Here is a 13,094-nt window from a genome sequence, read left to right as displayed (position 1 = left end):
TTTGTCTTCACAGCCCGCTTTGATAGGCTGTCTCTGTCATGGTATCGGGCACCTGTTCTCCCAGGGGGGTCAACCGGCACGCACATACCTTGAACTCGGGGATCTTGGATATGGGGTCGAGGTTTCCGATGGTCAGTTGGTTAGCGGAGTGCTTTCCTCCCCAGTGATACGGGATAAACACTGTATCTTCCCGGATGGTTTCCACTACCTGCGCAGGAAATTCCGCCTGTCCCCTCCTGGTCTCTACACGGACCAGGTCCCGGTCCTTTATCCCGTATTGCAAAGCCAGTCCGGGATGTATTTCCAGCAGGGGTTCGGGATACTGGTCTACGAGCTTGCCTATTCTCCGGGTGGAAGTTCCGCTAAGGTATTGGGAGACCACCCTTCCCGTGGTCAGTACAACAGGGTATTCCCTGTCCGTAACTTCCGAGGCCGGCCGGTATGGCACGGGGTTGAAATGCGCCCTGCCGTCGGGGGTTTTGAATTTCCGGTCTTCCCACAACCTCGGGGTCCCGGGATGGTCAAGAGAGGGACAGGGCCAGAAAATGCCCATATTGTCCACGATCTTTTTATAGGTGATCCCATAGTAATCGGCTGTTCCTCCCCGCGAGGCGATACGCAGTTCGTTAAATATGGCTTCGCTGGAAGCATAATTGAATTTGTCTCCCACCCCGAGCCTTGCGGCCAGTTCCATAAGTATCTCCCCGTCCCTTCTCGCCCTGCCGGGAGGGGTTACGGCCTCATTTATTTTCACTACCCTTCCTTCGGCAGTGGTCACCGTTCCCTCTTCCTCTTCGTGCAGCGACCCGGCCATAACAATATCGGCATGGCGGGCGGTTTCGGAGAGAAAACTGTCAATACACATATAAAACTCCAGTTTTTCGAGAGCTTCCCGGACAAAATTGTTATTGGGCAATGACACCAGCGGATTAAAACAAATGGATATCAACCCTTTGATCTCGCCCCGGTGGATCGCTTCGATCTGTTCGTAGGCGGTAAGGCCTTTTCCGGGCATTTCCTTTTCATCGATCCCCCATACTCCGGCTATGTATTTCCGGTGTTCGGGGTTGGTAATATCCCGGTTCCCGGGGAGCTGGTCGCACTTATGCCCGTGCTCCCTTCCTCCCTGGCCATTACCCTGGCCGGTGATGGTGCCGTATCCGCAATACGGTTTTCCTATACGCCCCGTAGCCAGGACGAGGTTGATACAGCTCAGCACGTTCTCCACACCCTTGGTATGGTGTTCTATACCCCGGGCATGGAGCAAAAAGCTGGTTTTAGCCTTTCCCCAGAGCCTGGCCGCTGCCATGATCTTTTCCTTCGGAATGCCCGTTTGTTCTTCGGCCCAGTCCAGGTCGTAATCCTTTACGGCGGCTATGGCCTCCTCAAACCCGGAGGTGTAGTTGTTTATAAAATCGTGGTCCAGCCAGTCATTGTCCGCCAGGATCTTCAGCATGGCACCGAACAGGGCCGAATCGCCCCCCGGTCTTACCGGCAGGTGCAGATCGGCTGTCCTGGCCAGGGGGATGACCCGCGGGTCTACCACGATCAGCTTTGCCCCGTTATCCCTGGCCTGCCAGATGTAGTGCGTCAGCGTGGGAAAGGTTTCACTGATATTGGCCCCCGCCACGATGATCACTTCGGCATGGGCCAGGTCTGCCCAGCTATTGGAGCTCCGGTCCAGGCCAAAGGCCTTTTTGTTCCCTCCCCCGGCGCTGACCATACAAAGCCTCCCGTTATAATCGAGATTTGCCGTTTTCAGGGCTACGCGGGCAAATTTTCCTACCATATAGCTTTTTTCATTGGTGATGGAAACCCCGCTCAGCATGGCAAAGGCATTACGGCCATATTTTTCCTGTATTCTTTTAACCTCGCTTACGGTTTTGGCCATGGCCCGATCCCATGATACAGGTTCAAAGCCTTTGCCTTCCACTCTTTGTATGGAGCTTAAGAGCCTGTCCGGGTGATTGTTCTGCAAATAGCGTTGCACCCCTTTGGGGCACAGGCGCCCCTCGTTGAACGGAAATTCCATCCAGGGCTCAAAACCCGTCACTTTGTTGTCCTTGACCTTAAGCTGTATCCCGCACTGCATTCCGCAGTAGCAGCAATGGGTCTTTACCAGTTTGTCCGGTTCATGGGCCCCGTAAAAACCTGCCTGCGGGGTGTAGGCCTTATGCGGACCGTATTGTTTTATGAGTTGATCGACAGCTACCGGAAGTTTTGCCATGGGTCTTTTTTTTAGATATTCTTAACCGAAGAAATGTCCTGATTCCTGCCTGGCCCTGAAATGGGCCCTGGCCAGGGCCGATCGTTTTCCTTCAGGGCTCAGGTCCAGGTGGCTGGTACCGTCTTCCTTACTGAAATCAAAGTCCAGTTCCCGGGTTATTTTTTTAAGGTCATCGACATGGGTTTGCGAAGCAAATGCTTTTTTGGTGTGGGGGCATACAGCCATTCCCCTTCTGCTTCCCTCCTTTTTATACAGGTTAGCCCCCAACTGGGCCAGCCTTTGGAAAATATGGAAGAACTTGCCGAACGGCAGCCATACCAGGAACAGTATCACCGTGATGGCATGCGTTACGGCCATGAACTGGTAGGTCTTGCCTCCCAGGAAGGTATAATCGTACGAGATGCCCAGCCCGGTGAGGGATATGGCCATAAGGAGGATAAGCGGCAACCAGTCGTTCTCAAAACCCTGTGTGGCGATAAGCCCGCCATTGGTAAGCCTCCTTTTCATCATGATCACCACCCCGGCGGTGACCAGTACGGAACACCATACCAACCCGTGAAAAGCAATAAAGGCCAGGGTTGACCCCAGGGCAAAAGAACCTGCTTCAAATCCGAATACATAGGTGTAATAGGTGATATCGTCTCCCGGTTTCAGGATAAAATGTATCCAGCCAAACGTCAGGGGAATGGTAATGGCAAAGGCCAGTACACACCCCGTAGCCAGGAGAAAATGTCCGATCCACCGGGTCCTGCCCCGGTATGCCAGAAATCTCTGGAACATGATATTCCGGAAAAAAAGCCGTATGGAACGCAGAAAATAGGGTATAAAATGCCGGCTAAAAAGAAACTGCATACTCCGCCTCCAGTAAAGCCTGGTCGGTGGCCGTTGTATCCAGACCGAATAGCGGTAGGCAATACCGAAAACGGCAAATACGGTACCGATAAGATAGGCGATCAGGGCCGGGTCAAAATACTGCAGGTTACGGGAGCCGATAAGCACCATTATCACAACCAGTACTGCTGCTATGGCCGCTTTGACAAGTGCTGTTTTGTTTAAAGTTCGAAAGAGCCGGTTCATGATCACGGGGCTTTAGAAGAAATAATGGCTGGGACAGTTAAATGTAGGGATTTTAAGGCATTATACCTAAAGGACAGGGCTGTGAAAATATAATTTAAAGCCATTCTAAACTTCGATGTTTCAGCTTGTTCCATTGTTTTTTCTTTTAAACAATAAAGCCAGGTGCCTTATAAACCCAACCATGACCGCAGTCCAGGCAAATATGGCCACATATATAAAATATTCGGGGATCACCTTTAAAAAAGGGATCTCCAGGGCCTCACTCAGCCTGAAGGTACATACGGTATACATCCCCAGCGGAAAGACCATGGCCCAGTAAGTAGGGTCATAACCCCGGGCCGAAAGGGGCACCGGGACTTTCTTGATCATATGCCGCCAGATCCCCAGGATAATAAGCAGGGGGATCCACCAGGTACCGGCGGCCCAGAAGAACAGCGTAAACCCCTTGAGAAAAGGCAGTATTTCCGCTATAAAGTTAAACTCCCCGGTATGCAGGATCAGCATGGAGCCAGCCAGTGTGGAAATGGCCGTAGCCCCCATATTTATCCAGTAAGGCGCCCCCAGTTCCGTAGCATTCAGGGAAAAAAAGGAAATACGGTAAATAATGAGCGACATAATATAGAGATAAAAAATACACCCCAGTAAAAACAGGCACAGGGCCACGAAGAGGTAAACATAGGCCTGTTTTCCAAAATCTCCCGAAACAAAGGAGATCAGTACCGACAACGCCTGTATGGCCACAATAATAACCAGCCAGGTGCCGTTGATACCGTCTTTCAGGGACTTCTTGTCTTCGGTAACGGTGATACTGTAAAAGAAACTATAAACGATTACCAGCCATGAGATCGCGGCCACCAGGAGGATCACCTCCGCCACGGCCACCGATTTCCGGAATAAAACCACCTGGTTACCCATAATACAAAGAGCGGCCACAATGGTAAAGAACCCCGGCCCTCTCTGGTAACTCCTCAGGTCTTCCAGCACCCGATCCCTGAAAAAAACGAGCCGGTAAACGAATAAAAAAACAAGACAGGCCAGAAATACCATGTTCACGTAAAACAGGGTATGTGCAAAAGCAGTCAGCCCATCCAGTAAAGCGGCTATGGAAATGATCCCCGTAGCCATGACCAATGCAAAATATGCAGGCAGAAGTGTTTGGATCCGGGAACGTAGCAGGTTCATTCTCAAAAGTTTTCGGTGGTCTAACAAATGTACGATTTTTCCGCATATACCGTAAAACCCCGCCTGCGCACCCGGAAACTATATAAAACGAACAGCCTGCCTCCCACCCCGTTCGGCCTTATCGCTATACAACAAACGAATACCAGGCCTTTACGGATTTCCGTAAGGAAACCACAATCTTCTTCCCTAACTTGGAAGCTATGAGAAAAAATTAGGGCCTGTTAATTCAAAGATCGGGCTTAAACCAGGTTAATGTTGATAAAAAATCCCTTAGAGATAAGAAATAATCCCGCTCAGACAAGTTTTGGTGAACCTTAAGGAATAAAATAGATTAAATTAATTGGCTCTAACGGATCCTATACCTTTTCACCGATGGAAAGTTAACTCTTAAAGAAGAACATCTTGCTCAATGATAACTAAACTGTATGGACTATTTACTTTTGTATAAAGCCCTACACCACATTCTCACCACTGAGGAAAAAATAAGTTTTAACCGCTGGTATGCTTCGGCATCCCCGGAGGACAAAGCATATTTCCACGATGCGGAAGAAGATATCCGAAATTATGGGTTTACACTCAAAGATGTAGAAATGTCATGGGAGCGTTTTATATTAAAACTTCAAGGGTGATTTATTGAGGAACTGTCTGAAGTTTATTCATTTTTCCGGAATAGTTTGCGGAATTCCCTGGGGGAGTGCCCGTATTTTTCCTTGAATACCCGGGAAAAGTGAGCCGCTGATCTGAAACCTGTTGTCATGGCAATCTTTTTCAGCGCCAGTTCAGAATTTTGGACCAGGAGTTTTGCCGTACTTAACCGTTCGTTCTGTACATACCGGAATATGGTAGTCCCGTAAAGTTGTTTAAAACCATACTTCAGCTTAAATTCATTTGTACCGATGGCATGGGCCAGTTCTTTTGTAGAAAGACGGGACTCTTTTAAGTGATCGGCAATATATTGCTGTACTTTTCCTATTTTTTCGAGGTCCGCATCGCTAAGGGCAATAGAAAGTGTATGGTCCCGGGGGTGTTTATCTTTTTTCTTGTTTATTTCCCAATCCCGTTCATCTTCCATTTCTTCGCTTTGCAAAAAGGTGTTTATGGTTGTAACTACCATAGAGCCCTGCTCAAAAGGTTTGTTGAGTTTGGTGATCAAACAGGTGGCCGGGACAATAAAGAACTGCCTGGCTTTAAAAGACAATTCCAGGGTGTGGTCAAATATTTCACTACCGGATATAAGGGTAAGGAAATCCTGCCATACAGGTTTGGATTCTTCCATAAGAAAATCGTTCAGAGGTTTGCTCAGCATCTCTTTTTCCTTGTACAGGAGCACGTCAAAGACCTGGGGGGTTAAACTGCGAATGTGAAAATTACTGTCGAGAATAAAGCTCATTTCAGCGACATGCCTGTAAGACTCTCCATAATTTACATAAGGCCTGAGGTGTAAAGATCCTTTTAACGCTTCACCCATCATATTTGCCGATCCTACCAAAGCCTCAAGATCATCAATATGGCCTGACCTGTCAATGCGGTAGGAGAAATTTCCATCGGCAACCTCCAGAAACATCTGTTTCAGACTTTCTATTCTTTTTTTGTTGTGGTCTTTATCCATGGTCCGAGGTAGATTTAAAAGTTATTGGGCTTAACTCTGCATCTCTAAAATAACCATGATAATCGTAATAACCGCATAATAGATCGTTATTTTTCGATAAAAACGTAAAATAATCCCGCTCAGGTAAGTTTTGGGTTTTATATTTATATCACAACATAATAGTTTTTAACTATTCGAATTCAATTTAAATCAATAGATTCTATAAAGATAATCCCTCTCAGACAAGTTCATTTCACCATAGTCAAGTTTCAGTCCTTAAATTTACATCACGAAAATCGATCGCTATTTGTGTGAAATGCGCAAAATGAAAATGACAATAACCCAAAACGCCACTTAGACTATAAAGCACCCTTGTTCCAGGCAGGGCATATACAAAAAACAATAATTTCTCTCCCTTGCCCGTGTGAGTAGCCGTGAGCATACCTCGGCTGCGCCCGGTAACCGGAACCGGTTCCCGGGCGACAGTTGAAAAACTACCCCGCCGGAGATCTCCATAGCACAGATTATAATCTCCGGCGCTCACGGCTTCTTTTTTTACTGAAATATACCCGGATCCGGAAGATTCCCAAAACTAAAATACAAACACTTAAATACGCTTTCATATTGCTAACAACCCTATAAAACCCCAATATCATGAAACCGAATTTAAATGATGAAAAATGGTACGATTTCTTTTATATGCTGAAAGAAATGTCTTTGGGCAATTTCTCTTATCGCCTCAAAATATCCGGTATTGACAGTGTGTGCGATGACTTTGCCAGGACAATCAACCTCATGGCGGTACTTATGGAACAAGACCCTCCATACCTCGATTTTACCGATCTGCCCGAGGATTCTTACCTCACTATGGCGTTTGTACTGGACGATGATTTTTGTATCCGAAAAACCAATAGGACGGCAAGCCATTTCTTTAACAGGGAGCCCCATGAATTACCGGGAAAACCATTTGTTCAATTGCTAAGCACTCATTCCCGTGTCTTTTGGGATGCTATACAAGCTCAATTGTTACAGCGCAAATCTCCCCTGTTCAACACTATGTGTTTCGACCTGAATTGTTTTGATGAGATCCAAACAATATCCTGCTTTTTCCGCTCCCCGGTAAACGGGTTGGTCTATGTTACTTCCAAAGCGTATTCCGTAATTGAAGATTCCCCGGACAGAAAACTTACCCGGGAAATGCAGGCCGTTGAGCGCCATATCGTGGACAAAAAGCAGGCCGATGATGAAAAGCGGATCCGGGAATTGGCGGAATATATGGAATGTCACTTTGACAAACCTTTGCCTACTGCCGAAGAACTATCGAAAACACTGGGGATCAACCAGCAAAAATTAAAGATAGAATTTAAGCGCCTTTTCGGAAAAACCACATACGAGTTCTACCAGGACAAAAGAATGGAAAAAGCCTGTGAATATCTATGCCATACCAGTATGTCCAATCTGGAGGTCGCAGAAAAGCTGGGTTTTATTTCCGAATCCGGTTTCTACCGGGCTTTTAAAAGTAAATACGGATGTACACCTGGTGAACTAAGGAAAAAAAATGTCCCGGAAAATAAAGAAGTAGAATCCGAATAGCCTTTAGAACAGAGAAGTGTATACCTAATATCAAAAGAATGATTTCTGCACTAAAATTTACAATTGGCCAGTAAAAAACTTCGGATCGGTCAGTAAAAAACTTCCGATTGGTCAGTCTCTTATTGTTTTATAATCCAGAACTTTACATTATCAAAGTTCACCTGCACTGAGCACAGTCGAAGTGTCGAAAAGCTCCGGGAGCAGTGGGAACAATAAGTTCATGATGCAGAACTATAAAGTTTTTGGGGAAGTCCGGGGCACGGAGTGATGTGGTGAGTTACAGTCCTTAATAAACTCCGCCTCCCCGGCTTCAAAAGCCAAACCGAAAAGTGAAACTAACCAACCTTTTATATATTGAGTTTTGGAGTTGTTAGTTGAAGAGTAGTGACAAAACAACTCACAAACTCCAGGACTCAAAAACTAAAAAAGTAAAACAATCTTAATCTACCCCGATTATGAAACGTACCGCCTTAGCTATTTCGCAGTTTTTTCTAAAGCACAGGAATGTTATTGTAGAGATCATTTGCTATTTGTTTATATTCCTGTTTTTGTATGCGGCCTTCAGCAAACTGATGGACGTGCAACAATTCCAGGTACAGATGTCCAAGTCCCCGCTTATTACGCAGTTTTCCGGGCTTATGGCCTGGGCTGTTCCTATCCTGGAAATTATTATAGCCATATTCCTTTTTATACCGCGTTTGCGCCTTATAGGCCTATATGCTTCCTTTTCTCTGATGTTCGTTTTTACCGGCTACATATTTATTATACAAAATTTTAGCCCATATGTGCCCTGCTCCTGCGGAGGCATTCTCAACAGCATGGGCTGGACCGAGCACTTTATCTTTAATATAGGTTTTACCCTACTAGCCGTGTTCGGGATATTCCTGTACAACAGGCAACAACAAAACGCACATGCTTATGCCCTAGCCTAAGGCTCAATGACACTTAGCTATAACAAACCCATACCTTAAAAAAGATGAAAAAGACCGATAAAAAATCCTTGAGCTTTTTAAGCCTATGTTCCTTAGGGATGCTTTTGGTACTGGTAGGCTTATATGCCTTATCGCCTCTTGCCAACCAAAAAATATACCGGGGCAGTTTTAATAGGAATTTTGCTCCGGAAAACACGGTAACACAGCAAAAGATCCTGGACCTTGGGGTGAATTCCTATTATATTTCCGGACTTACGAAAGACAAAATATATTTAAGCAACTACACCACGATACACCATCTATTACGGACTGACATGACACTGAAAGACACTCAGCATATCCGTTTAAAGATCATCGGGCTGGATAGCGTGGTACATCCTAGGAAATTCCGTACCCGAGTGGAACCACCCTATTTTTATATGATGCACGGTATCGCCCCTGCCATATTACGGGGCAAGGTTAATAAATGGGAAGCCCGGCGTTTTATGGCCGACAGTGCCTACTATACAGACGCTGTGCCTATAGATACCACCTCCTTTGCCCTGCGCTACTACAGCAAAAGTCAGGAGTCTTACGAGTTAGCCCTTGAAACGGCCAAAGAGCCTTATTTTAAACCTAATTATGATATCCTCGAAAAACAAATGGATGGTTTCTTTTCTGTAGATGGGATGCTCCATTACAATAAAGAATTACAACAAATCGTGTACCTCTACCGCTATCGTAACCAATATATGGTGATGGATAAAAACCTTAAGCTATTACATCAATATAATACCTTAGATACCATTAGCATTGCACGGATAAAATCAGAAGAAATAAAATCCGAAAACTCTTTTACCTTGACTTCTCAACCCACTGTAACACAGCGAATTAGCTCCGTTTCAGGGATTTACCTATATATTAACTCCGGGTTGTTATCACAAAATGAAAAGGAAGAACAGTTTAAACAAAACACAGTAATTGATGTCTACGACCTTACTCAAGGGAAATATATACATAGTTTTTACCTACCTCATTATAAAAATAAAGGCATCTCGGATTTTAAGATCATCGGAAACAGACTTTTAGCCATACATGACCAATACCTTTCGGTCTATACTATTGCTACAGATAATATCATATTTTAAAAAATATAAACTATATAACAACACTCTTTGAAAAACACAAATAATACGACATAAAAAATCTTTTTTACCGGTAAGAGCCAGGACTAAGCTGAACACCTGGATAAACCAAAGTAGGCATTATTGTATAATCTTAAAACAACGTTATCATGAAAACCAAAAAATTAATATTGGGAAGCCTTGTCTTTGTATTTGCAATTGGTACTGCCTTTGCTTCTTTGATGCAGGATCTTCGAACTATTCATGTCAAAGCATTGCTTACTAATGGTGAAGAGGAATGTGTAGCACTTGACAAACAATGCGACAATGACGGCCAATTTGAGTGTACTGTACAGATAAATAATGTACAGCAAGGACCAAATACCACGTCCAACACTTATTTCGACTCAGCATGTTCCAATCCTTTGTTCCATACTAGTTCTGCAACAGTAACTAATGCAAATGCTACTGGTCTCCCTGCTGGTGTTCAAATCGATGAATTACTCGAGCCATAGACTTTTTAAATTTTAACAGAAAAGGTGTCGGAAACGACACCTTTTCCATAATACAAGACACTATCTCAAATCTATATTAATCCCATGTTTTTTGGTTTTTTTTCATCTTAATCAATGTATTATGAAAAGAAGCTCCTTGTTCTTCAGGGGCGTTGATCAGGGCCTTTTTTTCATATTCCATAGCCTTGGATTTATCGCCCAATTTATATAACAAATTGGCATAGGTGTTCAGGTAAGCATAAAAATTCTTATCCTCTTCATCTCTTATAGTTTCTACGCTCCACCCCAAGGCTTTTTTCAAATGATTTAAGTTCTTACTCCGCAAAAAGACCTCCCAAGCATTTGCGTTTTTTTCACTAATAGTAGTATTCCCATACTTTTCCGCATATTCTATAAATAGCTTCATATAAGCAACCTTGTTTTCCTTTTGGTCATAATAATACAATTGAGCAAGATATAATAGGCTATCGGCAGTTCTAGGGGGAAATTCTCTTCGTAACCAGTTTTTTTTGACTTTTTGCCAGTATTTAGCATGATCTCTAGTAGTTTCGATATATTTTGCAGCTTCTTCCTTAGAAACTGGCCAAGTTGGGTCTCCTTTTTCCATATTGAACAAAGTAGTGATAACTCTTTTTTTATTTAACCCATACTTTATTTTCCCGGTTTTGGATTCCATATAAGGTTTTGAAGCCGAAAACAGAGAATACACTTTCCATTCATATTGAAGCGCTTTTGTCTTATTTCCTAATTTATATAATATATTGGCATAAGTATTCAAAAAAATCGGATTGTTTTTAGTTTCTTCTCCAAATAAGGATTGTTTACTCCACTTTAATGCTGTTTGTAGTTCCTGAGGTTGATCACCGTATTTGAATAACATCCAAGCATAACTGTTCAACTCATCAGCTGTCCAGGCTTTTCCATAACTTTTTCCGTAATCTATCAATAATGCCGTATATTTTTTCCTATCCTTTTTTTCATTAAAGTATTGCATTTTTGTATAGCTCGTCAGGCTATCTACTGTACTACCGGAATATTTTTTTTTAAACTCGGAATGCACATGCTCCCAATCAGGGGTCGAATTAGACGCTAGAAGTTTTACTAGCATATCCTTCACCGGATTATCCTGCGCAAAACCCAGCCTTGTCCCACTCAGCAGCACAACTACTATCAACCAATATGGTCTTTGAGCTTTTTTTATATTATTTTTCATTTGAATATTAATATTTTCTGTTACTACTTAGAAATAGATTCTGCCAGTTCTATTGCTTTATAGGCATTAACGATTCCCCCTGTCTTACACAACTGATCCATCATCACATGATCCCTCTTTTCTGGAATAAACCCTGGTGTTAGGACAGGTTGATCTATATGGATGACCGACTTCTCAATTATTTCTTTTACCTGCCTGGCCGACAATTTCGGGTAGTAGGATCGCAGGACAGCTGCTATTCCTGTCACTACCGGAGAGGCCATACTAGTACCACTAAGTTTCTTATACCCCCTCTCAACCGTAGAATAAATATAATATCCCGGAGCAAAAACATCTACAACGTTTTGCCCGTAATTAGAAAAATCAGTAATTAGGTTTTGTTCTGTCGGACCACTTGCCCCTACAGTGATCATATTAGAAAAGCGCTTCTTCTTATTCATAGGTTTTGAAATGGGGTATTTCGGGACCGTATCGACATTTCTTCCATCATTTCCTGCTCCATTGATCAATAACACGTCTTTTCTTTTTGCATAACGAATAGCCTGTTCCACCCATTCTCGTTCTGGGGAGAAATCTTTAGCAAAACTCATATTTATAATTTTTGCTCCATTATCCACCGCGTACCGTATCGCCAATGCAATATCCTTGTCGTATTCATCTCCCTTAGCAGGAACAGCTTTTAGTATCATCAATTTAACTGCGTTAACTATGCCATTTATTCCTTCTTCATTATTTCGAATCGCTCCTATTATACCCGCTACGTGCGTTCCGTGCGAGCCTATCCCGTCCTGAACAAAAGGGTTCCCGTAGTATTTATCCTTAAAATTGTAGTAATTATCGCCTATGATTTCCTGACGAAGATTAGCTTTGGGAGCATAGGCAGCATAAGAAAAACGAGATTCCTGCTCTACCTCCTCCATTCGATTTCTCCAATCAGTTAGAATTTCAATGTTGGTTGTATTCTCCTTGGTCCATCGCGACATCAATTTCCTATACATACGATTACCCTCACCTACTTGAGATTTATCCATTGTAGAAAGATTGGAAGCCGTGTACTCTTGCCGGTCTAAAACTTCCTGAATGCGCAAGTTTCCTTCTTCTAACTCCTGATAAGTTTTCTGATAATAGGTAACCAATTCCAAGGAGTCCCCTCTGAATTTATCCCGAATCTGTTTCCATAACTGATATTCTCTACGTTGTTTTCTCGGGATATCTCCAGGCGCCTTTCCTTCGTATGTCCCCCGCAGCCAAAAATATTGTCTTATAAATTCTGGAGGAGCAGAATCCACATTTTTCTTATCCTTCCCTCCGAGAAAATTCCAGCCATACCTGTCCCCTATATAGCCATTGCTGTCTTCATCATTTCCTTGTTCTGCATTATTCTTCCACAATACTGCCCTTAAATCGGTGTGCAAAGTATCGATACCAGAATCGATAACAGCCACAATGACGGTATCTGGCACCTTCCCGGTTAGAAGTTCCCGATAGGCTTTCTCCATACTGATACCGTATACATTATCTTCCTCAAAATCAAGCAAATGCCAGTTATCCGGCATAGCGTCCCGCTCTTGGGCACCTGTTGGAGACACCTCCAAAATTATTAGTATAAAAACTAACCACAGCGGACGTAATATATAGACCATTGGATGTTTTGTTCGTTTCAT

The 13,094-nt window shown here is 43.6% G+C and carries 11 protein-coding genes; 5 read left to right on the top strand and 6 right to left on the bottom strand.

The annotated features are described in order from the left end of the window. Positions 1-7: 7 nt before the first annotated feature. The 3 genes from KN811_RS02530 to KN811_RS02520 form a co-directional block, all read right to left on the bottom strand. Positions 8-2,227 (bottom strand): molybdopterin oxidoreductase family protein, encoded by a 2,220-nt coding sequence (locus KN811_RS02530; protein ID WP_187966836.1) that lies wholly within the window; start codon positions 2,225-2,227, stop codon positions 8-10. Positions 2,228-2,248: 21 nt separating this feature from the next. Then, positions 2,249-3,304 carry an MFS transporter gene (locus KN811_RS02525; RefSeq protein WP_187966837.1) on the bottom strand — a complete coding sequence of 352 codons (1,056 nt, stop codon included), beginning with the start codon at positions 3,302-3,304 and terminating at the stop codon, positions 2,249-2,251. A gap of 120 nt (positions 3,305-3,424) precedes the next feature. Next, complete coding sequence (locus KN811_RS02520; RefSeq protein ID WP_187966838.1) at positions 3,425-4,486, bottom strand: tellurite resistance/C4-dicarboxylate transporter family protein; 1,062 nt, start codon at positions 4,484-4,486, stop codon at positions 3,425-3,427. 425 nt (positions 4,487-4,911) lie between these two features. Between KN811_RS02520 and KN811_RS02515 the strand changes: the two genes are divergently transcribed. After that, positions 4,912-5,115: a hypothetical protein gene (locus tag KN811_RS02515; RefSeq protein WP_187966839.1), complete on the top strand. Its 204-nt coding sequence runs from the start codon at positions 4,912-4,914 to the stop codon at positions 5,113-5,115. Between the two features lie 23 nt (positions 5,116-5,138). Here KN811_RS02515 and KN811_RS02510 read toward each other — a convergent pair whose 3' ends face one another. Next, positions 5,139-6,095, bottom strand: a complete 957-nt coding sequence (locus tag KN811_RS02510) for a helix-turn-helix domain-containing protein (protein WP_187966840.1) — start codon at positions 6,093-6,095, stop codon at positions 5,139-5,141. 633 nt (positions 6,096-6,728) lie between these two features. On the opposite strand from KN811_RS02510, the gene KN811_RS02505 reads away from it, so the two are divergent. From KN811_RS02505 to KN811_RS02490, 4 genes are all read left to right on the top strand, one after another. Then, complete coding sequence (locus tag KN811_RS02505) at positions 6,729-7,667, top strand: helix-turn-helix domain-containing protein (RefSeq protein ID WP_187966841.1); 939 nt, start codon at positions 6,729-6,731, stop codon at positions 7,665-7,667. 455 nt (positions 7,668-8,122) lie between these two features. Continuing rightward, entirely contained in the window at positions 8,123-8,599 is a 477-nt protein-coding gene (locus KN811_RS02500; RefSeq protein WP_187966842.1) for a MauE/DoxX family redox-associated membrane protein, read from the top strand. Between the two features lie 44 nt (positions 8,600-8,643). Further along, entirely contained in the window at positions 8,644-9,726 is a 1,083-nt protein-coding gene (locus KN811_RS02495; protein ID WP_187966843.1) for a hypothetical protein, read from the top strand. Between the two features lie 146 nt (positions 9,727-9,872). Beyond that, positions 9,873-10,217: a DUF6520 family protein gene (locus KN811_RS02490; RefSeq protein WP_187966844.1), complete on the top strand. Its 345-nt coding sequence runs from the start codon at positions 9,873-9,875 to the stop codon at positions 10,215-10,217. Positions 10,218-10,293: 76 nt separating this feature from the next. Here the strand turns inward: KN811_RS02490 and KN811_RS02485 are convergent, their stop codons facing one another. Continuing rightward, complete coding sequence (locus tag KN811_RS02485; protein ID WP_187966845.1) at positions 10,294-11,430, bottom strand: hypothetical protein; 1,137 nt, start codon at positions 11,428-11,430, stop codon at positions 10,294-10,296. A gap of 23 nt (positions 11,431-11,453) precedes the next feature. After that, positions 11,454-13,094, bottom strand: coding sequence for a S8 family serine peptidase (locus KN811_RS02480; protein WP_187966846.1), 1,641 nt, complete (start codon positions 13,092-13,094; stop codon positions 11,454-11,456).

The sequence above is a fragment of the Sinomicrobium weinanense genome, assembly GCF_018863395.1.
Taxonomy (GTDB): Bacteria; Bacteroidota; Bacteroidia; order Flavobacteriales; family Flavobacteriaceae; genus Sinomicrobium; species Sinomicrobium weinanense.
Note: the sequence above shows the minus strand (reverse complement) of the source record. Positions and strands in the feature narration are given on the sequence as shown.